The sequence below is a fragment of the uncultured Roseobacter sp. genome, from assembly GCF_947488185.1.
In the GTDB taxonomy this organism is placed as follows: domain Bacteria; phylum Pseudomonadota; class Alphaproteobacteria; order Rhodobacterales; family Rhodobacteraceae; genus Roseobacter.
On the sequence record NZ_CANKYM010000003.1, the window covers coordinates 230,350 to 256,223 of the forward strand.

At 61.0% G+C, this 25,874-nt stretch carries 24 protein-coding genes and 1 tRNA gene; 8 read left to right on the forward strand and 17 right to left on the reverse strand.

The annotated features are described in order from the left end of the window. Positions 1-32: 32 nt before the first annotated feature. Positions 33-362, forward strand: a complete 330-nt coding sequence (locus tag Q1A52_RS12270; protein ID WP_299605251.1) for a zinc ribbon domain-containing protein — start codon at positions 33-35, stop codon at positions 360-362. 375 nt (positions 363-737) lie between these two features. Beyond that, complete coding sequence (locus tag Q1A52_RS12275) at positions 738-1,826, forward strand: Tat pathway signal protein (protein ID WP_300015607.1); 1,089 nt, start codon at positions 738-740, stop codon at positions 1,824-1,826. A gap of 341 nt (positions 1,827-2,167) precedes the next feature. Here the strand turns inward: Q1A52_RS12275 and Q1A52_RS12280 are convergent, their stop codons facing one another. From Q1A52_RS12280 to Q1A52_RS12295, 4 genes are read right to left on the reverse strand one after another with little or no spacing between them, the layout of a single operon-like run. After that, positions 2,168-2,725 carry an OsmC family protein gene (locus Q1A52_RS12280; RefSeq protein WP_300015610.1) on the reverse strand — a complete coding sequence of 186 codons (558 nt, stop codon included), beginning with the start codon at positions 2,723-2,725 and terminating at the stop codon, positions 2,168-2,170. Between the two features lie 14 nt (positions 2,726-2,739). Continuing rightward, positions 2,740-3,975 carry an NAD(P)-binding domain-containing protein gene (locus tag Q1A52_RS12285; protein ID WP_300015613.1) on the reverse strand — a complete coding sequence of 412 codons (1,236 nt, stop codon included), beginning with the start codon at positions 3,973-3,975 and terminating at the stop codon, positions 2,740-2,742. A gap of 29 nt (positions 3,976-4,004) precedes the next feature. Next, positions 4,005-4,565: an OsmC family protein gene (locus tag Q1A52_RS12290; protein WP_300015616.1), complete on the reverse strand. Its 561-nt coding sequence runs from the start codon at positions 4,563-4,565 to the stop codon at positions 4,005-4,007. Positions 4,566-4,600: 35 nt separating this feature from the next. After that, on the reverse strand, positions 4,601-5,491 hold the full coding sequence (locus Q1A52_RS12295; protein ID WP_300015619.1) for a class I SAM-dependent methyltransferase: 891 nt from the start codon (positions 5,489-5,491) through the stop codon (positions 4,601-4,603). A 195-nt stretch (positions 5,492-5,686) separates the two neighbouring features. Between Q1A52_RS12295 and Q1A52_RS12300 the strand changes: the two genes are divergently transcribed. The 4 genes from Q1A52_RS12300 (at position 5,687) to Q1A52_RS12315 (ending at position 10,939) form a co-directional block, all read left to right on the forward strand. Then, on the forward strand, positions 5,687-6,373 hold the full coding sequence (locus tag Q1A52_RS12300; RefSeq protein WP_300015622.1) for a winged helix-turn-helix transcriptional regulator: 687 nt from the start codon (positions 5,687-5,689) through the stop codon (positions 6,371-6,373). 335 nt (positions 6,374-6,708) lie between these two features. After that, a tRNA-Gly gene (locus tag Q1A52_RS12305) sits at positions 6,709-6,782 on the forward strand. A 272-nt stretch (positions 6,783-7,054) separates the two neighbouring features. After that, entirely contained in the window at positions 7,055-8,866 is a 1,812-nt protein-coding gene (locus Q1A52_RS12310) for an ABC transporter transmembrane domain-containing protein (protein WP_300015625.1), read from the forward strand. A gap of 177 nt (positions 8,867-9,043) precedes the next feature. Continuing rightward, complete coding sequence (locus Q1A52_RS12315; RefSeq protein ID WP_300015628.1) at positions 9,044-10,939, forward strand: acyl-CoA synthetase; 1,896 nt, start codon at positions 9,044-9,046, stop codon at positions 10,937-10,939. Here the strand turns inward: Q1A52_RS12315 and Q1A52_RS12320 are convergent, their stop codons facing one another. Further along, positions 10,940-11,776, reverse strand: coding sequence for an alkaline phosphatase family protein (locus Q1A52_RS12320; protein ID WP_300015631.1), 837 nt, complete (start codon positions 11,774-11,776; stop codon positions 10,940-10,942). A 211-nt stretch (positions 11,777-11,987) separates the two neighbouring features. Then, positions 11,988-12,596, reverse strand: a complete 609-nt coding sequence (locus Q1A52_RS12325) for a PAS domain-containing protein (protein ID WP_300015634.1) — start codon at positions 12,594-12,596, stop codon at positions 11,988-11,990. 229 nt (positions 12,597-12,825) lie between these two features. On the opposite strand from Q1A52_RS12325, the gene Q1A52_RS12330 reads away from it, so the two are divergent. Together Q1A52_RS12330 and Q1A52_RS12335 are read left to right on the forward strand one after the other, a co-directional pair. After that, positions 12,826-13,320 (forward strand): thioredoxin family protein, encoded by a 495-nt coding sequence (locus Q1A52_RS12330; protein ID WP_300015637.1) that lies wholly within the window; start codon positions 12,826-12,828, stop codon positions 13,318-13,320. A gap of 188 nt (positions 13,321-13,508) precedes the next feature. After that, positions 13,509-14,156: a VPLPA-CTERM sorting domain-containing protein gene (locus tag Q1A52_RS12335; RefSeq protein WP_299826620.1), complete on the forward strand. Its 648-nt coding sequence runs from the start codon at positions 13,509-13,511 to the stop codon at positions 14,154-14,156. 68 nt (positions 14,157-14,224) lie between these two features. On the opposite strand, the gene Q1A52_RS12340 is transcribed toward Q1A52_RS12335, so the two are convergent. The 11 genes from Q1A52_RS12340 to Q1A52_RS12390 all read right to left on the reverse strand — a co-directional run bounded on the left by Q1A52_RS12340 (position 14,225) and on the right by Q1A52_RS12390 (position 25,874). Then, the gene (locus Q1A52_RS12340; protein WP_300015640.1) at positions 14,225-15,862 is read right to left on the reverse strand and encodes an ABC transporter ATP-binding protein; all 1,638 of its coding nucleotides are present in this window, start codon (positions 15,860-15,862) and stop codon (positions 14,225-14,227) included. A 91-nt stretch (positions 15,863-15,953) separates the two neighbouring features. Further along, positions 15,954-16,766, reverse strand: a complete 813-nt coding sequence (locus Q1A52_RS12345) for an ABC transporter permease (RefSeq protein WP_300015643.1) — start codon at positions 16,764-16,766, stop codon at positions 15,954-15,956. A 178-nt stretch (positions 16,767-16,944) separates the two neighbouring features. Next, complete coding sequence (locus Q1A52_RS12350; RefSeq protein WP_300015646.1) at positions 16,945-17,901, reverse strand: ABC transporter permease; 957 nt, start codon at positions 17,899-17,901, stop codon at positions 16,945-16,947. A gap of 16 nt (positions 17,902-17,917) precedes the next feature. Then, a complete protein-coding gene (locus Q1A52_RS12355) occupies positions 17,918-19,513 on the reverse strand; it encodes an ABC transporter substrate-binding protein (protein WP_300015649.1) in 1,596 nt (531 codons plus the stop codon). Positions 19,514-19,630: 117 nt separating this feature from the next. Continuing rightward, positions 19,631-21,622 carry a CocE/NonD family hydrolase gene (locus Q1A52_RS12360; protein ID WP_300015652.1) on the reverse strand — a complete coding sequence of 664 codons (1,992 nt, stop codon included), beginning with the start codon at positions 21,620-21,622 and terminating at the stop codon, positions 19,631-19,633. Between the two features lie 115 nt (positions 21,623-21,737). Next, on the reverse strand, positions 21,738-22,838 hold the full coding sequence (locus tag Q1A52_RS12365) for a DUF4147 domain-containing protein (RefSeq protein ID WP_300015655.1): 1,101 nt from the start codon (positions 22,836-22,838) through the stop codon (positions 21,738-21,740). Then, on the reverse strand, positions 22,835-23,281 hold the full coding sequence (gene dtd, locus Q1A52_RS12370; RefSeq protein WP_300015658.1) for a D-aminoacyl-tRNA deacylase: 447 nt from the start codon (positions 23,279-23,281) through the stop codon (positions 22,835-22,837). The genes Q1A52_RS12365 and dtd overlap by 4 nt, the downstream gene beginning before the upstream one ends. Then, positions 23,278-23,949, reverse strand: a complete 672-nt coding sequence (locus Q1A52_RS12375) for a nitroreductase (protein ID WP_300015661.1) — start codon at positions 23,947-23,949, stop codon at positions 23,278-23,280. Before Q1A52_RS12375 ends, dtd begins: the two co-directional genes overlap by 4 nt. Beyond that, entirely contained in the window at positions 23,946-25,052 is a 1,107-nt protein-coding gene (locus Q1A52_RS12380) for a TFIIB-type zinc finger domain-containing protein (protein WP_300015664.1), read from the reverse strand. The genes Q1A52_RS12375 and Q1A52_RS12380 overlap by 4 nt, the downstream gene beginning before the upstream one ends. Continuing rightward, on the reverse strand, positions 25,049-25,510 hold the full coding sequence (locus Q1A52_RS12385) for a hypothetical protein (protein ID WP_300015667.1): 462 nt from the start codon (positions 25,508-25,510) through the stop codon (positions 25,049-25,051). Before Q1A52_RS12385 ends, Q1A52_RS12380 begins: the two co-directional genes overlap by 4 nt. Further along, complete coding sequence (locus Q1A52_RS12390) at positions 25,473-25,874, reverse strand: Rid family hydrolase (RefSeq protein WP_300015670.1); 402 nt, start codon at positions 25,872-25,874, stop codon at positions 25,473-25,475. The genes Q1A52_RS12385 and Q1A52_RS12390 overlap by 38 nt, the downstream gene beginning before the upstream one ends.

Below are 25,874 nucleotides of genomic sequence, written 5' to 3' on the forward strand. Positions count from 1 at the left end.
GATCCATCTGCCACCAAGAAAGAGGAGCAGAAATGCCCGTCTATGAATACAATTGTGCCGATTGCGGCGTGTTTGAAGAGATGATGCCGATGAGCCGGTTTGCCGATCCCTGCGATTGCCCGGCCTGCGGCACCAAGGCGCCACGTATCTTGCTGACGGTTCCGCGCCTTGCGGCCATCTCCAGCACCGCGCGCCATGCGCATGAAACCAATGAGCGCTCCGCCGATAGTCCCAAGCGCAGCAGTCACGGACCCAACTGCGGGTGCTGCGGCGGGGCCACGAAAAAGCCAAGCAAGACGCTGCACCACCCGAATGGGTCAAAAAGCTTTCCGACGAAACGGCCTTGGATGATTTCTCACTGAAGCTCCGGTCGCAATCTATCGGGAATCAAATAAAGTAGTTGCGGAACGATACATATCGGTGTCCGCCCCTTCTTACGACTGCGTTGAACCGAAGTTTAGTCATACCGCTCCGCGGCGAAATGATCGCGGCTGGATGTCTCCTTTTGGCCGTCCTCATCCGGAGCCTTAGGTCCCGCTGATCAAATGCTGCACCCGCTCCAACGGCGGCAGAGAGCCCTTTTGGGCGGATGCTGCGTTTTGAACCAACCGGTGCAGAGCGCCAAAACTAGCCATTCGATGTTCTTATACCACTATCCCGATTGATACGCGTCAACGCCGTCACCAAGCAAAATGATAGGAGTTCAGATAGATACTACCACAGGAGGATAGAGTTCCATGCTTGCGCGTCGAACATTGATCGCATCGGGTCTTTCCGTTGCAGCAATTGGAATCCTTGGATATGGGTTTTGGCCGCGCCTGGATGGATACCATGAGGAGGCAGAGCGTCAGCGGCAGCTACTAACCAGTGATCCGACACTGCAAGATTTGGTCAGGATGTCGACGCTTGCAGCGAACGGTCACAACACGCAGCCTTGGAAATACCGCCTTACCGATGCAGGGGTCGAGATCCTACCGGACTTGTCGCGCCGAACGGAGGTGGTCGACCCCGATGACCATCATCTCTACGTAAGCTTGGGATGTGCCGCCGAAAACCTTGTCGTCGCCGCAGGCGCGCATGGTCGCCCTGCCGACGTGACGATCCAGAGTAGCCACGAGGCTCGAATTGACATCATGCTGGGCAACGGCTCACCTGTCGGTGACACACTCTACCAAGCAATACCTTTCAGACAATCGACGCGCTCCGCCTTTGACGGGCAACCCATCTCCGCAAGCGACATTGACCTGTTGAATACAGCCGCGCAGCAAGACGGGGTGTCGGTATTGATTGTCACTGAGCCGGCAGAGCTTCAAACAATCTCGGACTTCGTTGTCGAGGGAAACAGTGCGCAGATGGATGATCCGGCCTTTGTTGCGGAATTGCGCGATTGGCTGAGATTCAGCCCCAACGAGGCCATTAACTACGCCGACGGGCTATTCAGTGCCTGTTCCGGAAACCCGGTCATGCCGGATTGGATCGGCGGTCGTTTCTTCGACGCGTTTTTCACAAAGGACGCCGAGAACGCCAAATACAGAGATCATATCGGATCATCGGCTGGCGTTGCTGTTTTCATCGGTGATCAAGCCGATCCACTGCATTGGATCAGAGTGGGAAGAAGCTTTGAACGCTTCTCGCTTCAGGCCACGGCACTTGGAATCAGAAATGCACATATCAATCAACCGATTGAAGTGCCCTCCCTTCGTTCAAGGTTCGCGCGTTGGCTCGGAATGCCGAATGCCCGCCCCGATCTGGTCGTGCGTTTCGGTCGTGCTCCGGCGCTGCCCATGTCCCTTCGTCGCCCAGTCCAAGACGTGATCGTCTACTAGCAGACCTTGGAGCAGGCGCAGCAGAAGCTCACTTTGTCCCGCTCTTGAGACCTCAGACAGGTTTAAAATCGCGCAGGTGCAGCGAATGGCGGCTATGCGGGCTGCGATCGCAGCATCTTGAAAAGTTGGCCAATGGCAGCAGTGGGCCGCCACCGGAGTGAGATCGGACTAACGGCGAGATGCCGTGCTTGCTCCGAGGTTGGCTGAGAGCTCATACCTTTCACTTTGCAATGCTGCAGCGAATGACAGATGTGCTGTTTTACGCCTGGGTTTGCCCGGTAGTGTCATCTTCACCAATCGGCGGCTCTGTTGCTTCGGCAGACATATCTAGTTTCTCACGCTCACCGCGGCTGTACCTTTTGCCATCTGACCGAAACAGCCTGCGGATCGCGCAGGGCCAGAAACCAGGGATCTGCGTCAAGGACCCGCTCGATCAGGCTCGCAACTGCATCTACGGGCTCGTCTGTATCGACCCGGATCGTGATCCGGGTCTGCAAGGGCGCGGCCTTCTTACCACCCAGCCCAAAGATTGCCAGATCGTCACTGTCCATCTCCAGATCGACGTGAACCGATCGGAATTCCAACCCCTCGCGGGCCGCCGTCATCTTCGTTGCGATCGCGACACAACCGACAATGCCAGCGCGCCCGAAAAACCCGGGCGACGGTCCGCGGGCCTCGCCGCCCATGGCGATCCCCATGTCCATGACAGCCGAGTGCGGCCCTTGCGTAACCCTGCAGGCCAACCCGTCATCGACGGATCCCGACATCGCCAGTGTTTTTACGGCTTTTGAAGGATCGGCCGAGAGGCGCTCAATGACCTTTTCCTGGCTCTCCTGAATATGAGCATCCCGATCCGTCCGAGTTGGGGCCAGAACCTGTTCTGTGACTTCGATGGTCATTTTCGATTTCCTTGTTATGCGGCGCGATTGGCTCGGTTTAGAATGAGGTGGTTTGACAGGGTTTCGGCATCCGCGCCGACGCCGTCGATTAACCCGGATTTTCTGCGCTGTTGGAACGGCAGTCCGAGGACATAGAGGCCAGGCGCCACGACACCAAAGGCGTGTCTGAGGGCCCCTTTCGTGTCAAATACGGGAAGATGGAGCCAGCGGAAATCCGGACGGTAGCCGGTGGCCCAGATCACGGTGCGGATGTGGCTGTCGTGGAGGCGCAACCGCAAAGCGGGGTCAAGATCGACATGCGTCGGGTCGAACCTTTCAGGCGGCTCCAGTCCGATCAGCGACTGGCGTTCTGCCCAAAGGTCAAATCCTTCCAGCAACCGGTTCATCTTTTGATCCGAAAGCGCACAGTAATTGGCCAAGGACCCCGAGAACTGGGCGTATCCGTCTCGGATTCCAACAAGACGGCCGACGAGTTGAACGCCTTGCCGACGCAAGTGGTTGAGATCCAGGGCGTCGATGGACCGGTCCCCGACCAGTTGAAGGGCGGGAACGCGCCGCGCGCGATCAATGTCATCCATCTGGTCGGCCCGTGTATCCAGAACGCCGCTCTGATCCATCCACCATTGAATATCGTGGCCTCGGTAAAGCCGTGGAACGCGGATATGTGTGCCAACGGCCAGTGTGACCTCATGGCCTGCGGTGATGAGTTCCGAGGCGATCTGCGTCCCGCTTGCCGAGGCGCCGACGACCAAGACGCCGCCCGGATTGATCTGCGCCGACGACTTGTAGGACATCGGCGTCAGACTGCTTATTCCGGATGGCAGCTGGCCCGCCAACGGAGGAACATTGGCTTGCGCACAGGCCCCGGTCGCCAGAACCACATTGTCACAGAGCCAGTCCCCCTTTGTGGTTTCAACACGGTATCCGAAGCTCTGAACAGTGACCGATGTGACGGTCACGCCTTCCTCGACCGGTGCCGCACTTTGCGCCGCATAGGCGCGGAGATACCCCGTGATCTCGGCCATGTTCATGAAACCGTCCGGATCATTGCCCGAATAGGAATAACCCGGCAGACGACTTTGCCAGTTCGGGGTCAGCAAACGCAGGCTATCCCAGCGTTCGGTGCTCCAGGAATTCGCGATCTGGCCCCGTTCGATCACCACATGGGCGACCGAACGGTCCGTGAGGCACTTGCTCATGGCGAGCCCGGCTTGCCCGGCACCGATAATGATGGTCGATATCTGTTTCACGACACGCGCCCTTCTTGTTTGGTGCCGCTTCAGGCGATGTCCACGTGAACGTTGGTAGGGTTGGTCAGAAGATCGAATACGGCGGAGCGTTTCTGCGACTGGGCCACCAGCGCACGGATGTCGTCGGCCGAGGCATCGGCGTCGATCTCGAACCGGACGCGGACCGACTTGAAGCCGTTGCGAATCTCGGGGTCCATCCCGAGGATGCCGCGCACGTCAATGTCCCCTTCGATGATGGCCTGCACCTTGTGTAGCTGAATGCCGCGATGCTGGGCGACGGCGGCCACGCCACCGGTCAGACAACTGCCGAGCGCTGAGAGCACTATTTCCGGCGGTGTCGGGGCGGTGTCAGCGGCGGCGAAAACCTCGGGGTGATCGGACGTGATCACGAAGGTTTCCTTACGGACATGGTCCTGTCCGAGACCGAAATAGCCGTTGATCGCGCTGCTGCTTTGCGTCCCGCTGACCCAGTCACAGGTGCTGCTGAAGGTGAAGGAAGCCGCCTCGGGCATGTCGGCGAACGCGCCGCGCGCGCCCAAGAGGGCTTCGGTGTTCACGCCGTTGTCGACGGTGGTTTCTGCGGTGTTCATAGTCTTTCCTTTCAGGGGTTGCGTTTGGATGGAGGTCAGGTGCCCGCAGGATTGCGCGCGGTGATGAGCCAGGAGGAACTGTCCATCCACAGTCCCTGGTCATTCGTCTCGACGGTTTCGAACATCTCGGCGAGGGTGGCCTCGACATCGGCGCGGCGCTCTTCGCCAAGCGGTCCGGCTTCGCGGAAGGTTTCGCCCGCCGGGCCAATCGCCAGTTGGAAGGCGACGGCCTCCTCAATCGTGCGCCCGACCATGACTTTGGCATCGATGCGCTGGAAGGCGATCTCGGTGAAACCGGCGGCCTCCATCTGAGAACGGGTGGTCGCCTCGTCGGCCATAGAGAACGGGCCGGGGCCGCAGGTCAGGGCGTCTTCGCCGGGCTTGGGCAGGATGGTTTGAACCACGTCCCGTGCGGCGATCAGCCAGGGATTGTCGGCCCGTCGCCGCCAGACGATATGTGCCATCCGGCCGTCTGGGACCATCGCCGCGCGCATTGCGCGCAGACCGGCCACCGGATTGGCGAAAAACATCGTTCCAAAGCGGGCGAACACGAAGTCGAAGCTGCTGTCAAAGGTGCTCCGTTCGATATCGTCACAGGCGAACCGCAAGTGTGGCAGCTCGCTCAGACCCGCCATCTGATACGCATAGTCGATGAAGGCCCGGCAGCAATCCACGCCGAGGACGTCACCGTCCGGGCCGACCCGCAGCGCAAGCTCCACCGCCGTGTCGCCGAACCCGCAGCCGACGTCCAGCACGTGGTCGCCGCGGCGTACATCGAGGGCGGGCATGATTTCAGAGCTATGCCTCGACAGGCCGCCAACCAGTATGTGGCGGTAGGCCATGAATTTCGGTGCCAGTACATCGTTCCAGAAATCGACAAGCGGTGACGGTGCAGCGACTGCGGCCTGTCTGTTTTGAATGTTCATTTTAAGTCTCCATGCCCAAAGGGGCGTCAGTGCAAAGAAGCGGTCTGGTGCATGTCCAGACCGGATGGGCGACTTTTATGGAGGCGGTGGCGAAGCAGCTACTTCACGGACAGTAGCGATGCACTACAGAAAGCAGAGTAACCAACTACACAAAATGAAGCAGACCTGCTAAAATGCCACGGGGAGTTTGGAAAGATGCAGTACAACCAGTTTTGTCCGATCGCGAAAGCCACTGAGATCCTGGGGGAGAAGTGGACCATTCTGATCATCCGTGAGATTCTGATGGGCGGTCGGCGGTTCACCGAGTTGCAGCGCGGGCTTGGCGATATCTCTCCTGCGCTGCTGACCGGCCGTCTGAAGACGCTCGAAGACAAGGGGATGGTTGTGCGTCGCCAGATTCCCGGCCAACGCGGCTATGAATACCTTCCGACCGAAGCCTGCCAGGCGCTGCTGCCGATCATCATCTCCCTGGGTAAATGGTCCCTGCTTTGGGCTCGGCACACGATCCTGGATGAGGATTTCGACGTCGAGTTTCTGATGTTTTATCTGGAACGCAGCATTGATCCCGAAAAGCTGATCGGTGATGAAACGGTCATTAAATTTCGCTTTGCGGACCTGTCCGAGCAGCCAAACTGGTGGCTGCTGGTCCAGAACAACAAGACCCAAATCTGTCTGAAAGATCCCGGCAAGGATGTGAATGTGTTCTTTGATTGCTCGGTCCGCACCATGCACGATGTCTGGATGGGCGACCGGACCTACAAGGACGCGATAAAATCCGGTGATTTGTCCGTGCTGGGGGATCCGTCGCTAACTCGAAATGTGCAGTCATGGTTAAGACCTAGCGCCTATATCGATGCGGATCGCGCACCGATTCCTGCTTAGTCACCGGGACAAGCAACCCCTACCAAAAGCATTTACAGGAAAAACGCATTGGCTCACGAGATTGTCGCCTAACTTACTGTGGAGTCCCAACTCCATGTTTGTTGCGCCGGTGCTCGCTTGGTTTCGAATCTCTGTCTTCAACCTGAATGCAGCAAAGAAGAGGTTTCATCCGGCGCTAAACCACTGCTAATGAATGGCCGCACCGCAGCGTGTGCCTGATTGGATAAACGGCAGGTCTGGGACGAATTCGTTGCCACTTGCTTCAGCCGTCAATGCCATTTGGCTGGATCTACTTGACGCTCATATGGGTATGAAATAGTACCTGATTTTGTTGAGCGGGCGTTGTGTAATGGTAAGACCCTTGCCTTCCAAGCAAGAGATGCGGGTTCGATTCCCGCCGCCCGCTCCAGAAAGATTATCCTGACAAATTGCCTGCAAAAAAAAGGAAATCTGTCTCATGTATAATACTGATAGTTATAGGATAAATGAAATTTAAGCCACTGCCTTCCAAGCTAATGACGCGGGTTCGATTCCCGCCGCCCGCTCCATCTTCTCCATGAACATTTACAATCCTTCGTTGGGACGCGGCATTTTGGCCCTATCGTGCCCTGAGACGGCGCGATCTCTTGACCCTTGCGGCGCAGGTCGCCATGACAGAGAGCAGACGACGAAGGATACGACATGGCCCGTGGCACGCCCCCGGCTCCCGCAGCGCCGGGGCAGACAGAAGAACGCGCAAAGTCGAAAAAGATCGGTGCGCTTGCAGCCTTATTGCCTTTCATCTGGCCCTACCGGCGGCTGATGTTTGCGGCAATCGCGGCCCTGGTCATGACCGCGGTTATCTCGCTGACCCTGCCTCTGGCGGTTCGGCGTGTTGTTGATAATTTCGACACGGAAAACGCCTATATCCTTGACCAATACTTCGCTGCCGCCCTGGGTATCGCGGCGCTGCTCGCCGTTGGCACCGGGCTTCGGTATATGCTGGTGACCCGGCTGGGTGAACGCGTGGTGGCCGACATACGCAAGGCCGTCTTTGACCGCGTCATCGCGATGAGTCCGGCGTTTTATGAACAGGTGATGACCGGCGAAGTGCTCAGCCGCATCACGACGGATACCACGCTGATCCTGTCGGTCATCGGGTCCTCCGTGTCGATTGCCCTGCGCAATTTGCTGATCTTTGTTGGTGGTCTTGCCCTAATGCTGCTGACATCCGCGAAACTCACCGGACTGGTGCTGTTGATCGTGCCTGCGGTCATCGTGCCGATCCTCGTGCTGGGCCGCAGGCTACGGGTGCTCAGCCGCGAAAATCAGGACTGGATTGCAGCCTCCTCCGGCAATGCCTCCGAAACCCTTAGCGCGGTTCAGACCGTTCAGGCTTTCACCCATGAAGCTGCCAGCCGCACGCAGTTTTCGGACGTCACGGAGCTGTCATACGATGCGGCCCGTCGCCGGATATCCACACGGGCGCTGATGACGGTGATCGTTATTTTTCTGGTCTTTGCTGGCATCGTCGGCGTGCTCTGGATCGGGGCGCGGGATGTGCGCGCCGGCGACATGACCCAAGGCGCTTTGGTGCAGTTCGTCATCTACGCCGTGATGGTCGCCGGTGGCGTTGCGGCCCTGTCAGAAATCTGGGGCGAATTGCAACGTGCTGCAGGGGCGACGGAACGTCTGGTGGAACTGCTGCAAACCGAAGACACGGTCAAGGACCCTGACACCGGTCTCAGCTTGCCGGAGCCCGTGACCGGGCGTATCGCTTTTGAGGATGTGACCTTCGCCTATCCGGCGCGACCGGGGATCAACGCGCTGGAGCAGGTGATCCTTGAGATTGAACCCGGGGAAACCGTGGCCTTTGTCGGCCCGTCGGGTGCAGGCAAGACCACGATCATCCAGATGATCCTGCGGTTCTACGACCCGGATTCAGGGCGCATTACCCTCGATGGCGTGGACCTGTCGCTCCTGCGGCGGGATGTGTTCCGCAAGGTTGTGGCGCTGGTGCCACAGGACCCGGTGATCTTTGCCGCTTCTGCCCGGGACAACATTCGATTTGGCCGCCCCGATGCGTCGGATGCTGAGATCGAGGCGGCTGCCAAGGCCGCCGCCGCGCATGAGTTCATCGAAAAACTGCCTGACGGATATGATGCCTATCTGGGTGAGCGGGGCGTCATGCTGTCCGGCGGACAGAAACAACGGATCGCCATCGCGCGGGCGATCCTGCGGGATGCGCCCGTGCTCTTGCTGGACGAAGCCACCAGCGCGCTCGATGCGGAAAGCGAACGCGCGGTGCAGACCGCCGTCGACACGCTCAGCAAAGGACGCACGACGCTGATCGTTGCGCACCGGCTGGCCACGGTCAAAAAGGCCGACCGGATTGTCGTGCTGGATCAGGGCAGGGTGGTGGCCAGCGGCCCGCACGACAAGCTGGTGGCCGAAGACGGGCTTTATGCCCGGTTGGCGCGGTTGCAGTTCACAGATGGCATCGCTGCAGAATAACCTGTGATTGCAGAGCTGCTGCGGCTACAGTTTCTTCTTGTCCTTACGTCACATGTTTTTACGCAGCGTTCCAAAAGGCGCGCGCGTGCCGGGAAAGCTTGCACAATCGGGTATTTGGCTCCATCTTTCTTGCCACTGAGAATAAGCTCGAAAATGGGCGTTTTGGGAGGAAACTGAATGACTTTTGCCGGGATCGAAGATCGCGATGCCATCGAGGCTGCAATGCCGTGGGCGGACCGCCCGCTGCCGAATACTCTCTATGGTTTGCTGAGTGAAACGGCAGGGAAATTCCCAAACCACAACGCGGTGAGCTACCAGATCTTTTCGGGCCCGAAGGACAAGGCCGAAACCATCACCTGGTCGGCGCTCAAGGATCAGGTCACCCAGACGGCCAATCTCTTCCGCTCCCTGGGCGTGACGGAGACGGATGTCGTCGCCTATGTCCTGCCGAACGCCAATGAAACGGTGCTGACCCTCATGGGCGGGGCCGTGGCCGGGATCGTCAACCCGATCAACCCGCTGCTGGATGCCGAGCAGATCGGCTCCATCCTGCGCGAAACCAATGCCAAGGTCGTGGTCACCCTGCGCCCGTTCCCCAAGACGGATGTGGCCGACAAGACCGCCGAAGCCGTCGCCCTTGCGCCCAATGTGACCAACGTACTCGAAGTTGACCTGCTGCGTTACCTGACGCCGCCGAAGTCCTGGATCGTACCGCTCATTCGGCCCAAGCGCAGCGTGCAGAACCACGCAAAATACCTGAATTTCCGCGAGGAAGTGGCCAAGCAACCCACGACGTTGAGCTTCGAGGATATCGATGAAGACCGCGTCGCCTGCTATTTCCACACTGGCGGCACCACGGGCATGCCCAAGGTGGCGCAGCACCGTTATTCGGGGATGATCTACAACGGCTGGATTGGCACGGAGCTGCTCTTCAGCGAAGAAGACAACATCATGTGTCCGCTGCCGCTGTTTCACGTCTTTGCCTGCCATGTGATCTTCATGGCGGCGGTGACCTCTGGCGCACATGTCATCTTTCCCACGCCACAGGGCTATCGCGGCGAAGGTGTGATGGATAATTTCTGGCAATTGGTGGAGCGGTGGAAAATCACCTTCATCATCACGGTGCCCACGGCGATTTCCGCCAAGATGCAACGCCCGATCAACGCCGATGTCAGCACGGTGAAGACGGCGTTTTCCGGCTCCGCCCCGCTGCCGTTAGAGCTGTTCCGCCGCTTCGAAAAGGCGACGGGCGTGACGCTGGTCGAAGGTTATGGGCTGACCGAGGCGACCTGCCTTGTCTCCTGCAACCCGGTGGACGGGGAAAAGAAGGTGGGCAGCATTGGCGTGCCCTTTCCCTATTGCAAAGTGAAGATCTACAAGACCACCAATGACGGCCCGGTCGAGGCGGATGTGGATGAAATCGGTGAAATCTGTGTGTCCAACCCCGGTGTTTTTGTCGGCCATACCTACACCGAGGAAGAGAAGAACAAAGAGCTTTACTATGGCGACTACCTGCGCACCGGTGATCTGGGCCGCGTCGATCCCGACGGCTATCTGTGGATCACGGGCCGTGCCAAGGACCTGATCATTCGTGGCGGTCACAATATCGACCCTGCGGAGATCGAAGAGGCCCTGCTGCACCATGAGGCGGTCGCCTTTGCCGGGGCCATCGGCCAGCCGGATGCGCATTCAGGTGAGGTGCCCTGCGCCTTTGTCGAATTGGTGGACGGCGTGAGTGTGACCGAAGAGGAACTGCTGGCCTTCTGCAAGGAGCATGTGCACGAACGGGCGGCACAGCCCAAGCATATGACCATCATGGATGAGCTGCCCAAGACGGCTGTCGGCAAGATCTTCAAGCCCGACCTGCGCAAGATGGCGATCACCCGCATCTACAATCAGGCGCTGGAACAGGCCGGGGTTACCGCGCGCGTTGTCTCGGTCGTCGATGACAAGAAGCGCGGGCTGGTCGCACAGATCGACGCGAACGGGGCAGGGGAAGACGCCATCGCCCACGCGCTTAGTGCCTTTGTACGCCCTTGGGTCTTGGCCAGCACTGCTGTGGCGGCGGAATAATCAGCGCAGGAAGGCGCGTGCCTTCATGGTATCGGCAACTGGTGCCCCGAGACGTGTCAGGATCGTAGGCGCGAGTTGCAGCTGGTCAATTTCGGCGTCCGGGTCTGGCCCTTCCGCCGCGCCAAAGTAGTAGAGTGCCGCCTCCTGTTGCAGGGGGTCGCGACCACCGTGATGGCCGCGCGCGTCTTGCCCGTGATCGGCGGTCACGATCACCTCGTATCCAGCCTGACGCCAGCGGGTGATGTAGGGGGCCAGCATCTCGTCCAGCTTGAAACAGGCGTGATCCATCTCCTGGCACTCGTGGAAGAACCGGTGCCCCATACTGTCGAGCGTACAGCTGTGCAGCATGCCGTAGTTAAGCTGGCGGGTCTCGCACAGGCGGGTCAAGGTGGCGAAGAGGTCAGCATCCGACGGGGTCATCTGGTTGATCAGACCGTAGCCTGACATGGTGTGAAACCGCCCGTGGTTGATCGTGTCGCTCTCTGGTTCATCATATTCGATGTCCCGCACCGGGTCGAAGGGCGCACGGTTGAAGAATTCCGACCAGTACGAATGCGCTACGGCCCCGGTGATGCCGCCGACCTTGCGAATTTGTCCAAACACATCTGGCTGGCCCAGGCGAAAGACGTTGTCATTGCCGGTGCAGCCATGCACGGCAGGGGCCACTCCGGTGTGGATCGAGGCATAGCAGCTGGCCGAGGTTGAGGGCAGCACCGAGCGGATTTTCCACACACGGGCATCGCCACTGTCCACCCAACCCTCCAGATTGCCAAACAGCCGACGCCAATTGCGCCAGGGCACGCCGTCGATGATGATCAGAAGTAGTTTGTTATCCATAGTTCGCTCCGCTCCGGCAGCTACTATCAGTAACTGCTCGAAAGCTGTCTGCAACGAAGATTGCGACCTACTATTAAAAATTCACACCCGGCGTGTCAGCCGCTCGATTTCAGGCAAAACTCTTCCGTACGCGACACGACAACGCGGGACATGATCGCCGCCTCAGCGTCTGCCAATGCACCAGATGATGTCGCGGCGACCAGATCGCTGGTCACCGGCCGAGCGAGATCTTTTCAAGCATCCTGGAATTGGCGTTTTTGAGCAATTGATCGTTCATCCGCACGAATGCGGCCTCGAACCGCATTGCAACGGCATCAAGGCGGAATGTGTCATGAATGTCGATCAAGCCCGCACTTGTTCGGGCGCCATGCCGCAATTGACGCTGTGCTTTGTCAATCATGGTGCTGGTGCGCTCCAGTGTCTTGGCGGTCTGTATCGGTGTGAATGCGAATTGGCATCCCATGAGGATTGTCCGTCTGCGATTGATGTGGATCGGTTGAATGGCCAGCAGGTTGAAGAAGGGCGTTCCGTCCTTGCGATAGTTGACGAGACAGAATGTGTCCGCGCTCCGGGTTTTGCACGTATGTGCAAGCTCGTCGGTGACAGTGCGATCCGTTTCTGCCCCTTGCAGGAAGCGGCAGTTCCGGCCAATCACCTCGTCGGCCTTGTAAAGTGTCAGCTTTTCAAAGGCTGGATTCACATAGATCAGAGGGGTGTCTTCCAAGTCCGGATCTGCGACCGCAACCGGGACATCCAAGGCGTCACATGCAGATCTGCAGGCGCGCTCAAATTCTTCCGCTAAAGTCGCTTCATCGATCATATCGCGTCCCTTTGACAGATGCTTTCCGGCAAATTCCACGTAGAAACAGCGGTTAGCTTAGGCCGCACCGCAGCGATTTCAATACATCTTGTGCGCAGGCAACACTGTGCGTCTCCTGCATTGGCCACACTAAACCCACGGGATTGTGAAAGCCATTTGTGGGAAAGCTTTTGCACGAGCTGCCGGGCACCCTCTAGGTTTTGCGTATTGGAACCGGAAGGAGCAACACGTGAGCAAATCCCGCAAGCCACAGAGGCGAAAATCAAAAGCCGGAACAACCGCCACCACGGCGATCGCGGAGCCTTCTCGCCGGGATATGCTGAAACTGCTGCGCAATGGTGGCATTGGCGCGGTGATCCTCGCCGGGGGTGGCTATTTCGGGATTGGATCATACCGGGTCTATGCTGCCGAACATGATCTTGGCCGTCTGGGGCAGGGCAAGCCAGTCGTCGTCCAGGTGCACGACCCGCAATGTCCGACCTGCACAGCGCTCCAAAAGCAGACACGCAAGGCCCTGAAGGAGTTTGGTGAATGTGATCTGGTCTACTTGATCGCCGATATCAATACGCCGGAAGGTCAGGCATTTGCCGTTCGGCATAGGGTTAGCAATGTGACCCTGCTGCTCTTTGACGGCGAAGGCGGGCTGCGCCACACGGTGCAGGGCATGCAGTCAAAGGACCAGCTTGTGCCGCTCTTTCGCGGGCATCATGAGATGGCTGGTTGAGTCGACACAATCAGGAGATGGGCGCATGACGTCTTGAGTGTGTCAGCTTAAAAAAAACGGCGGTCGGCGAGATGATTCCTACGGGCGCCAATTTATGGCAGGATTCCCCCTATGGTAGAAATTTTGCAGGCAAGCGGATCGTTTCACTCTATTCTGACACCTGAAGTCACTATGAAACAGGAGTCACGATGTCCAAATTTGCGTTTTCTCTTGCGACCGCGACGCTGATCGCGGGTTCCGCCTCCGCCGCTACCTTTGATGTCTTTACGGATCGCGCTCTTTTTGAGGCGGCCCTGACTGGTCCAGTGACCCTGGAGACATTTGATGCAATAACCGAAGACGTCTCGTTTGCGGGCGGGTCAGCGACCGTAGGGGGGCTGACCATCATTGCCGATGATGATGGCTCCTTTGGTAACAGCATTATCGACGCGCCCCCCGTGCAATCCGAGATTGACGGAAACGGCACCACGGCACTGAACATTTTCACCTCCTCGGTGTTCGATGCGGCGATTGAGTTTGCGTCGCCTATTCTGGCTGTTGGTGCGGATTTTTTCAACTTCAACGACGGGCAGCTGCGCACGGAAATCGATATTCTCGGCGAGACTTTCACACCGGACATCACGGCTGCAGGCAGTTTGAACTTCTTTGGTGTTATCTCAGATACGCCCTTTACCAGAGTTGATTTCGAAGGGGTCAACAATGATGTTTTCGGCATAGATAATGTGACCTCTGCACAGGCAACGGATGTCCCAACCGTTGTGCCGCTGCCTGCGTCGCTGCCGTTCCTAGTACTGGGTGTTGTCGGGTTTGGACTCTTGCGCAGACGCAAATCCTGACAATGTGGGTAACGATGCGAAGGCTCCCGGCCTGAACGTCGGGGGCTTTTGCTTGTGCGGAAGCCGGATCAGTTCCCTGCGCTCTCCATCTTGCGATGGGCAAGCACGTCTTCCAGCCACCCCAATTTCATTTCCGGAACGGAACTCAGCAAGAGATCGGTATAGTCGTCAAAAGGCGGGCTAAGCACTTGCGATTTAGGCCCGTAGCGCACCACAGAGCCCTGATACATTACCGCGATACTATCGGCGATGGCGCGTACGGTTGCGAGATCGTGGGTGATAAAGAGGTAAGCCACGTCTTCGATTTTCTGTAGTTCAAGCAGTAGCTTGAGGATGCCGTCGGCCACCAGCGGGTCGAGCGCTGAAGTGACCTCGTCACAGATGATCATCTTGGGCTTGGCGGCGAGTGCACGGGCGATACAGACGCGCTGTTTTTGGCCACCGGAGAGTTCGGCCGGGTAGCGGTCCTGAAAGCCCTCGCCCAGTTCAATTTCGTCCAGCAACTCCTGGATACGTTTTTGTTTCTCCGCACCCCTTAGGCCGAAGTAGAATTCTAGCGGGCGGCCGATGATGGTGCCCACGGTCTGGCGCGGGTTCATCGCGGTGTCGGCCATCTGGTAGATCATCTGCAACTCGCGTAGGTCTTCGAGAGGGCGGGTGGCAAGGTCGGGTGTGAGAGGACGCCCATCGAAGGTGATGGTGCCTTGGCTTGGCGGCAGGAGCCCGGTGATAACGCGGGCGAGGGTGGATTTGCCGGAGCCGGATTCGCCCACCACCGCGAGGGTCTGGCCGGGGTGCAGCTCGACGTTGATGTTCTTCAGAACGTCGAAGTTGGTGCCGCTGTAGCGCGCGGTGATATTTTCGACCTTGAGGACCGGTGTGGCGGTGGGCTTCTTTTCCTCGTGGGTGATTGAGCGCACGGAGACCAGCGCCTTGGTGTAGTCTTCCTGCGGGTCATTGATGATCTGGTCGGTGGTGCCGTATTCGACCATGGCGCCCTGTTGCAGCACCATGATGTGGTCGGAGACCTGGGCCACGACGGCGAGGTCGTGGGTGATGTAGAGGGCGGCGACCCCGGTGTCTCGGATCGCCTCCTTGATCGCGGCGAGCACGTCGATCTGGGTGGTGACGTCGAGGGCGGTTGTGGGTTCGTCGAAGACGACGAGGTCCGGCTCGGGGCAGAGCGCCAGCGCGGTCATGCAGCGCTGCAGCTGGCCGCCGGAGACCTGGTGCGGGTAGCGGTTGCCGATGGTGTCGGGGTCGGGCAGGCCGAGCTTGGCGAAGAGCTCGACCGCGCGGGCTTCGGCGTCTTTCCTGGAGAACTTGTTCTGGAAGATCGCGGCTTCGGTGACCTGCTCCATGATCTGCTTGGCCGGGTTGAAAGAGGCCGCGGCGGACTGGCTGACGTAGGTGACTTCGGCCCCGCGCAGGCGGCGCACGTCGCGCAGGCCGGATTGCAGGATGTCGCGGCCGTTGACCTCGACCGATCCGCCGGTGATTTCGACGCCGCCGCGCCCGTAGGCCATGGAGGCGAGGCCAATGGTGGATTTGCCCGCGCCGGATTCGCCGATGAGGCCGAGCACCTTGCCGGGCGCGAGGTCGAAGTCGACGCCATGCACGATTTCGATGTCGCGGGGCTTTTCGCCGGGCGGGTAGATGGTGGCGCCGATCTTGAGGCCGCGGACTTTCAGGAGGGGATCTGTCATGGATGCTCCGCTGCCGGGCGGGGGCGCTGCCCCCGCACCCCCGGCATATTTGGCGAACAATGAAAGGACGGCAGGGGGGTACTGCGAGGGCTCATCCGCGGCCTCCCTTGAGGGAGGTGGTGCGGTTGAGCACCCAGTCGGCCACGAGGTTGATCGAGATGCAGAGCACCGCGATGGCATAGGCCGGGTAGAGCGCGGCGGAGATGCCGTAATTGATGCCTTCCTTGTTCTCTTTCACGATGCCGCCCCAGTCGGCCTGCGGCGGTTGCACACCGAGGCCCAGGAAAGAGAGCGTGGAGACGAAGAGCACTGCGAAGATGAAGCGCAGGCCCATTTCGGCCACCAGCGGCGAGAGCGCGTTGGGCAGGGTTTCGCGGAAGATGATCCAGCCGATCTTTTCGCCCCGGAGGCGGGCGGCCTCGACGTAGTCCATGACGGTGATGTCCACGGCCACCGCGCGGGCGAGGCGGTAGACGCGGGTCGAGTCCAGGAGCCCCATCAGCACGATCAGGATGGTGATGGTGGTGGGCATGACCGAGAGCACCACAAGCGCGAAGATCAGCGTTGGGATCGACATGATCAGATCGACGAAGCGGCTGAGGCTCTGGTCGATCCAGCCGCCGGAGACCGCGGCGAAGAAGCCCAGCACCGAGCCGATGACAAAGCTGAGCACGGTGGCGGCGGTGGCGATGAAGATGGTGGTCTGGCCGCCGTAGATCATGCGGCTGAGCAGATCGCGGCCGATGTTGTCCGTGCCCAGCAGGAATTGATCCGAGGGCGGTTCCCAGACGTCGCCGACCACTTCGGCCATACCGTAGGGGGCGATCAGCGGGGCAAGGATTGCCATGGCGAAGAAGAGACCGGTGAAGAAGAGGCCGAGGAGGGCGGAGACAGGTATTCTCATGCGGCGGACTTTCGGGGGTGGCGGCGGGACGGCGCTGTTGCGCGGGCGCGCAAGGCGCCCCGCCCGCCGTCCCGGTCTGGTGCTGGAGACGGAGAGGAGCTGACGGGTGCCGCAGGCGTGCAAAGCGCAGCCACCGGTCCCCAAGACATGCGTGTGGGGCTTCTTCGGCGCTGCCCCCTCATTTTGGGTGCCTCAGTCTCGGGTTGGCGAGGATCGACACGATATCGGCCACGAGGTTCAGCCCGATGTAGACGGCGGCGAAGATCAGCCCGCAGGCCTGCACCACGGGCACGTCGCGTTTGCTCACGTGATCCACGAGGTATTGCCCCATGCCGGGATAGGCAAAGACCACTTCGACCACCACCACGCCGACCACCAGATAGGCGAGGTTCAGCATCACCACATTCACGATGGGCGCGATGGCGTTTGGGAACGCGTGTTTGCGGATGATCTTGAGCATGCCGAGGCCCTTGAGCTCGGCCGTTTCGATATAGGCCGATTGCATCACGTTCAGGATCGCCGCGCGGGTCATGCGCATCATGTGGGCCAGCACCACGAGGGTGAGCACCATCACGGGGATGGCGATGGCGTTGAGCTTCTGCCCGAGACTCATGCTCTCGTTGATGATCGCAACGGAGGAAAACATGCCCCATTGGATCGACACCCAGTAGATTAGCACGTAGCCGATCATGAATTCCGGGATGGAGATCGTGGTCAGGGTCACGCCGGAGATGAGCTTGTCGGGCCAGCGGTCCTTGTAACGCACCGCGAGCAGCCCGAGGAAGATCGACAGCGGCACGGCGATCACGGCGGCCCAGAAGGCGAGGAAGAGCGTGTTGCCAAGGCGGCTGCCAAGGCTTTCGGCGATGTCGCGGCCATTGGTCAGCGCGGTGCCGAGATCGCCCTGCAGCACGCCGCCCAGCCAGCTGAAATAGCGGGTCAGGGCGGGTTGATCCATGCCCAGTTCCGCGCGCAGGTTCGCAAGCGCTTCGGGCGTGGCCGACTGGCCGAGGATGGATTGCGCCACGTCGCCCGGCAGGATCGAGGTGCCGACGAAGATCAGGATCGAGGCGGCGAAGAGCAGGAGGAGGCCCAACGCGAGGCGTTGGGCAACCAGTTTCAGGATCGGGTGCATCAGCCGGACCCGCGCGTTACGCGTCGGTCAGCCAGCATTTGATCGGGGCCTTGTTGTTCATCAGGGGCCCGTTGGGATCATCGACCCAGCCGCCGACATTGGCCGCGATTGCGCCCACGAAATCGTTGAACATCGGCAGGATCAGACCGCCTTCGTCGCGCAGCATGACGGCCATCTTGGAGTAGATCTCCTTGCGCTTGACCTCGTCGATCTCGGCGCGGGCCGCGAGCAGCATTTCGTCGAATTCCGGCACCTTGAAGCGGGTGTCGTTCCAGTCGGCGGTCGACAGGTAGGCTGTCGAATACATCTGGTCCTGCACAGGGCGGCCGCCCCAGTAGGAGGCGCAGAAGGGCTGCACGTTCCAGACCTCGGACCAGTAGCCGTCGTTGGGCTCGCGCTTGATTTCCAGCGGAATGCCCGCGGCCTGTGCGGATTGCTGGAAGAGCGCTGCGGCATCGACTGCCCCGGGGAAGGCGCCATCGGCGGTGCGCAGGATGATCGGAGAGCCGTCGTGGCCGGATTTCTTGTAGTGCTCTGCCGCCTTGGCCAGATCATGCGCGCGCTGCGCGATCGAGGTGTCAAAGAGCGGATAGCCTGCGTTGATCGGGAAGTCGTTGCCGATAGAGCCATAGCCGCGCAGGATCTTGTCCACCATTTCCTGCCGGTTGATCGCGTATTTCAGCGCTAGGCGCAGTTCATTGTTATCAAAAGGTGCCGTGTCCACATGCATGATGAAGACGTAGTGGCCACGCCCGGCGGTGGATTTCACGCTGAGGGAGGGGGCACGGTCGAGCAGGCCCGCGACCTTGGGATCGACCCGGTTGATCATATGCACCTGGCCGGATTGCAGCGCCGCCGTCCGTGCCGTGGCGTCGTTCAGCACCAGCTGTTCGGAGAATTCGGCAAAGCCGCGGTTCTCGGCGTCCCAGTAATCCTCGCGACGCTTGAAGCCGTGGCGCACGCCGGGCTCGTCGAATTCGATGGTGTAAGGGCCGGTGCCGATGCCTGCGCCGGGATCGTCCATGCCGCCGCCGGGCTGGATCATCAGGTGGTAATCCGCCATAAGGTAGGGCAGGTCGGCGTTGCCGGTGCTGAGGTTCACGATGAAGTTGTCGCCATCGACCTTCATGTCCTCGATGCCGCGCATGATGCCGAGCGCGCCGGACTGGCTGTCCTCGTTTGAGTGGCGCTGCATGGTCATCAGCACGTCTTCGGGTGTCATGTCCTTGCCGTTGGAGAAGGGCACGCCCTTGCGGATTTTGAATACCCATTGCTTGGCATCGGCGGAACCCTCGACGCTCTCGGCCATGCGGTATTCGATATTGCCGTCCGCGCCCACGTCGACCAGCGTCTCGCCCCAGTGACGCAGGTTGTAGAGCGGTACCTCGGAGGCGGTGAGGGCGGGGTCTTGTGTATTCGTGCTTTCGCCGCCCGACGCGCCGAGCTTGAGCGTGCCGCCGCGTACAGGGCCTGCAGCTTTGGCCGCACTTGCCAGCATCGAATTGGCCACAGCGGCAGTAACGCCCAGGGCCGCCGCCCGGCCGACGAATTCGCGGCGGGTCATCAGGCCCTTGGTCACTTTTTCACTGAGGTGTTTGAGTTGATCGGTCATGTGGGTCTCCCGGTTGAATTGTGCGTCTGAAGCGCATCTTTGTTCTGGTGATGCGTAAGGCTTGCGCATTTCGGGGCCTGTCGCAAGGTCTTTTGATCACATTCTGTAACGCCAGATTCACAGGTGATCGCGCTCGACTTTGTCGGAATGGTCGCGTTCGTAGATCAGGACGTCGTTTTCATAGGCTTCCAGCCGCGCGGTGAGGTGGAAATGCGTTGCATCCGCCCACATCCGGCAGCGGGTTTCGGTGCGCAGGCGGATGTCGTCCCGCTCCAATTCATCGGTCCAGTGACACGCACCGGTTGCAGAGAGCGGATCATCCGGGTGGATCGCCCATTCCTCGCGCGCGACAGAGCCGTTGATCAGGTCGTGGTCGCTGTCGCGTATCTTGCCGAAATCGTCTTCGATACGCAGGGTGACAACCCCGCTGGCCATATCAACCTCGCGGGTGCGGGTGTTACTGGCATCGCGCAGGGTCTCGGTTTGCCAAGGGTCCGCGGCGGTGGGCGGCGGAAAGCTGACCTCGTCCTGGCGTGCGGTGCGGCGCACGGGCAGGTGCAGGCTGCCGCCCAGCAGGGTGACTGTGGCGGCTTTCGGTGCGGGCCAAAGCAGGGGCCAGTAGCTGGTGGAGACCGCGAGGCGCAGACGGTGCCCTTTGGGCAGTCGGTAGGCGATGGTGTCGAGCCAGAGTTCGATCGGCACGGGCGCGTCAATGGGCATCGGCACCGGGTCCTCGGCGTCCTCGCGATGGCTGAGGTTCAGCACGCCGTAGGTGATGCGGGTGGAGGACCCATCGGGATGCACGTCGCAGAGGCGCACCGCGATTTGCGCCTGTGCCTGATCTGAGGAGAGTTGTAGCCGAACCTTGGGCGCGCCAAAGATATCGGTGTCGTGGTCTGCGGCTGCCGTGTCGAAACAGGCTGACATCGCATCATCGCCGCGCTGATCGCCGGGCATCTCCGGGCCGAGCCAGATGGCGCAATACTCTCCGGCCTCCGCCCCGCAGTCCTGTGGCGAGTTCACCGGCACCGAAATCGGACCGCGCCCGTCCGACAGCCCGTGTTTCGACAGGTACAGTGTGCGGTGTGGGATATGGCTGATCGCGCCATCCGCTTCAGCCACCCAGCGCCCGGAACGCTCGGTGTACCAGCGCGCGGGCGGGACCGCATCCATCAGGTAGGCGCGGTAATCCGGATCATCGGGCACGCCGGTGTCGATGCCCTTGAGCCAGTGATCCCACCAGCGTAGCGCCTCCTGCAGAAAACCGATGCGCGGTTCCGGCACAGCGAAATGCGGGTATTTGTGTACCCAAGGCCCAATGATCCCCTTGGCCCCCGGCAGCGCCTGCACCAGTTGCGGCACGGCGTTTTTATACGCATCCCCCCAACCGCCAATGGCCAGCACCTTGGCCTTAATCGCACTGTAGTCCTCGATCACGGAACCATGCTTCCAATACGCATCCCGGCGCTGGTGGCGCAACCAGACGGAGGGCAGGAAGGGCTCGTTTTCAAGGCGTTGCAGCCAGAGGTCGCGCCAGTTTTCCCGCAAGGCCGGGTCAGGCGCGCGGGAGGAATAGGACCACATGGTCGCCCCCCACCCGAGGTTCTCATTCAGCAGACAGCCGCCCTTGTAGTGGATGTCATCGGCAAAGCGGTCGACGGTAGAGCAGAGCGTGATGACGGCCTTCAACGGCTCCGTTGCGAGGGCCGCCACCTGCAACCCGTTGAACCCGCCCCAGCTGATCCCCATCATGCCGACGGCGCCGGAACACCACGGCTCTGTCGCCAGCATCCCAATCACCTCCACTGCATCGGCGAGCTCCTGCGGCGTGTACTCATCCGCCATCAGACCTTCGCTGTCACCATTGCCGCGCATGTCGACGCGCACGCAGGCGTAGCCGCGCGCGGCAAACCAAGGGTGTGTCAGCGCGTCACGGGCGCAGGTGCCGTCGCGCTTGCGATAGGGCAGGTATTCCAGGATCACCGGCACCGGATCATCACCTGCATCCACCGGGCGCCAGACCCGGGCAGACAGGCGGCATCCATCGCTGAGGGTGAGGCCGAAATCCGGCAGTTCTTCGATATCGCGGAGCGTGTTGTCTAGCGTCATGCGCAGACGGTTGCCCTGACGGCGAAAGTTGTCAAGCGGCAGCGACCCCGGATATCTGCCGGACCCCGTGGATTGGCAGGTAGGGTGGGCTTTCAGGCCACCTTTTCTGCGATGCTCATGATTTCCGAGCGATCACCAGATCCATCACATTGGTGCCCGTGGGCCCGGTTTTCAGCAAGGCGCCGCGCGCTTGCAACCATGCACCTGCATCGGCGCGATCCAGGGCCTCCTGACCGGAGGCATCCCAGGTTGCCCCGTCGATGATGGCCCCTGCCGCATCCGTGGGCCCATCCGTGCCATCCGTGCCCGCCACCAGGATCTGCAGGCCCTCGACGTCCACAATTTCCCGCGCCAGCAGGAGGGCCAGCGCCTGGTTGCGCCCGCCCTGACCGGGGTTGGGGGGCAGGACGACCGTGGGTTCGCCGCCAAAGAGATGCACCCCCGCTGACGCGTCTTTCAGAGCGCCGGCAATCCGCGACGCAACCACGTTCACGTCTGCATAGAGCGTTTCTTCATCGTGCCCCACGGTCAGCCCCGCATCGCTGGCCGTCTGGCGCACAGCGGCGCGGGCGATGGCATTACTCGCCACGATGCGCGCATCGAAGCTGAACGCAGGCTGGGCCGGGGCCGCGCCGATGCCGGAGCCGATCACCTGCAGGCTGTCACCTTCCACATCTGAAATCGCCAGTGTGGTCACCCGCGTACCGCGGAATGCGCCCAGCAGTTTACCACCCTTGATCTGGCTGGCTTTTGTCCGCGCCGCGTTCATCGCGTGGATATCCGCGCCTGAGGCCAGCATCTGTTGCGCGCGGTTTTTCAGGTCATCGAGGCTCATCCCGTCCGCCGGGGCTTCGGCCAGCGCCGAGGCCCCGCCTGAGACCAGCAGCATAAGGTGGCTGCCTGCAGCCATATTCTGCACGGCCTCCAAGACCCGCGCGCCTGCGCTGATGCTGTTTTCATCGAGCACGGGGTGCGCCGCTTCGATAACCTCCGCCGCCGCGGGGGCCCCGTCTGCATGATGGTATTTCGTCACGATCAACAGGGGTGTTTCAGGAAAGAGCACATGCGCGGCACGGGCCATTGCGGTCGCGGCCTTGCCCACGGCGATGATCCGATCCGGTGCCGCAACAGGCTTTGCCGCAAGGCTGGCCGTGACGGAGGTGTCGCCGTGCACGGCAGCCACCCCAGCATCAAAGAGCGTTCGAAGGTCAGTCATGGTGTATCGGTATCCAGCCAGAGGGTCACGGGGCCGTCATTGGTCAATTGCACCTGCATCTCGGCCCCGAAACGGCCGGTTTCGGTGGCAATGCCAAGCCCCTTCAATGTGTCAGCGAAATGCAGGTAGAGCGTCTCGGCGACATCCGGTTTGGCCGCGCCGGAAAAGCCGGGGCGGTTGCCACGCGAGGTATCCGCCGCCAAGGTGAACTGGCTGACAACCAGCGCACCGCCGCCGGTCTGCGTAAGGCTGAGGTTCATCTTGCCCGCCTCGTCTCTGAAAATCCGCAATTTCGATATCTTGGCGGCGAGGGCGGCGGCGATTTCTTCATCATCACCCGGCATGGCACAGACAAGAATCAGCAGGCCAGGTCCGGTGTGTCCGACCACAGCACTCTCCACCTTGACCTGTGCGTCTCGCACCCGCTGGACAAGCGCCCTCATGTGCGCCACGCCATGATGTCCGCTACCTCGGCACGCGTGGTGCGGAAGCTGTTGGCGGGATGATCCGTATCGGCATAGCCAAAGGAAATCGCGCAGAGGATCATTCGATCCTCGCTGATGTCAAACTGCTCCCGCACCACATCCGGGTAAGAAGCGACCGCGGCCTGTGCGATGCTGTCCACGCCGAGCGCCCGCGCGGCCAGCGTGAAGGCTGTGACGAAACCGCCAGTGTCCATCGCGCCATAGCCCCCCAAGGCACGTGGGCTGGACACCAGCGCCACATGCGGCGCGTCGAAGAGATCGAAGTTGCGCATCATCTGCGCGGCGGAGGCGGCGCGGTCGCCTTTCTCGACGCCCACCGCGTCATAAAGCTGCCAGCCACAGCTGCGCCGACGGTCACCGTAGACGCCCGGATAGCCGTCGGGCCATGCAAGATCGGGTGCCGCGCTGTCGTGTTCGGCGGCTTGTTGCAGTGCGGTGCGAAAGCGGTCGGTGGCCTCAGGCGCGGTCACCGTGACCTGCCAGGGTTGCGCATTGCACCACGAGGGTACGTGGCGCGCGGCACCCACGATCCGTTCGATCACTGCACGCGGCACCGGATCGAGCCGGAACGCGCGGCAGGAATAGCGTGCCTCGAGCAGGCGTGTGAGAACATCGATGTCACTCATTGGTTCATCGCCGCCAGATAGCCGACGCCTGCCGCAACCACGAGGCCCAGGATGACCGCCACAGCGATCTTGACGGCGGACCAAGGGCGTTCTCCCTGCACCTTGCCGGAACGCCCGTTGACCACGAAGCGATACGTCTCGCCCCGGTACTTGTAGGCCGCCAGCCAGACCGGCAGCAGTACGTGTTTGAAGGTGATGTCCTGCATCTGCGTGTCCACGCTGTGGATGCGTTGCCGGTCGCCGCCAATGTCGAACCGGATGTCGCGGGCGATGATCGCATCCATCTTCTGGCGTGCCTCGACAAACCCTTCCTTGAGCGTCACCGCGTAGCCCTCGGCGCGAAACCCGGCGAGATACTCGGGCGCATAGGGTTCCATCCCGTCCAGATCCCAAGGCTCCAGCGCGTCAGTGAAGCGTTTGGGGAGCGAGTGCGAGGCTAGCACAAGCACATCGTCGAAGAACCGCGCAACCCGGCCCCGCACGCCGCGCCAGCGGACTTTCGGCACCTGCACCCGTGTGCGCTTGCCGTCGCGCATGACGGTTCGGGTTTCATAATAGACCGTGCCGCGTTCGCCGGTATAGGCAGATTTGGTATCCGCGTCGAAGGTCCAATAGGGTACGTAGATCCCCTGCATCCGGCGGCCCTTCCGCGCGTAGTCCTGCAACCCGTTCGGCGCGAACCATAGCCGTCCGAGCCAATCGGTCATTGCCACGCGCGCCGTTGCCTCATCCAGTGCAAAGGGCAGGACGCCCCGTGGTTTGATGTGCCGGTGCTTGCCGGTGTCGGTGACCACGGGCGTGGCGCAAAAGGGACATTCAGTGGCGTGGATGTCGGGGTCGAATTCGACCTCTGCCGCGCAGTTCGGGCATTTGGAGACGCGCGTCTCCTCCATCTCCATCGCGGGCAGGGTCTTGTTCAGCGCCGCCTCGAAATCCAGTTCCCGGATCTGGGGACGGGTCCACGGGCCACCCGCGAGAGATTGGTGGTTGCCGCAGTGATCGCAGACGAGTTGCCGTTCCCCGGGGTCGAACCGCAGATCAGCGCCGCAATTGTCGCAGGGGAAATGATGTTCTGTCGGCGGCGCTTCGGTTTGTGTGGTCATAGCATGCCGTGCAGGAATCTTGGCGTCATCCGCCGCAGCACGCCGTCCCCGAGGGCGGTGTGGCGCCAGAGGTGAAAAATCGCGTGCAGCGCGGAGGTGGCAAAAAGCGCTACCATCAGATCGCGCGCGGCCGGGCCGGGAAGGACAGTGCCGAACGCAAGCAGGAGGGCGCTGAACGACGTCCATGCCAGCAATATGTACATCCCCCGGCTGAGCCAGGGGTGGGCGCTGCGCAAAACACCGTCGAGCTTGGGGCCGGGGCCGTTCATCAGCCCGAAGGCAACCGCCAGCGCCGCCATGGCAAGACCCGCGAGCCCGAAGGCCGCGTTGAGTACGACGCTTTGCAGGCCGGAGGCGAGCACCAGCATCAGCAGGGTCAGCACCAGCCAGTGCAGCAAGATGGTTGCGCGGCGGCGCATCTCAGCCCGCCCCGCGTTTCGGGTGATGGGCAACGACACGAAACTCCACCCGGGCGCCGGGTCTGCGCAGCCCGGCGATTTCAACGGCGGTCCAGGCGGGCAGTGGCGCGGTGAAGAAATCATCGAGAACGCCCTGGATGTCCGAAAAATCGGCGTCGATGTCGGTGTGATAGCTTGTCAGCTCGACGATATCGGCCTCTGTTGCCCCTTCCTCGGCAAGCACAAGCTGGACTTTGCCGAGCGCATTCAGCGCCTGCTCCGGCGCGGTCGGCGGCATGGTGCCGTCGGCAGCAGCACCGGTGGCACCCGTGAGGAATAAGAAGTCACCGGCACGGATGGCCGGGGAAAACCCGGTTGCCCGGGCCACCTCTGCCAGGCTTTCAGGGATAATCGTCTGCCGCAT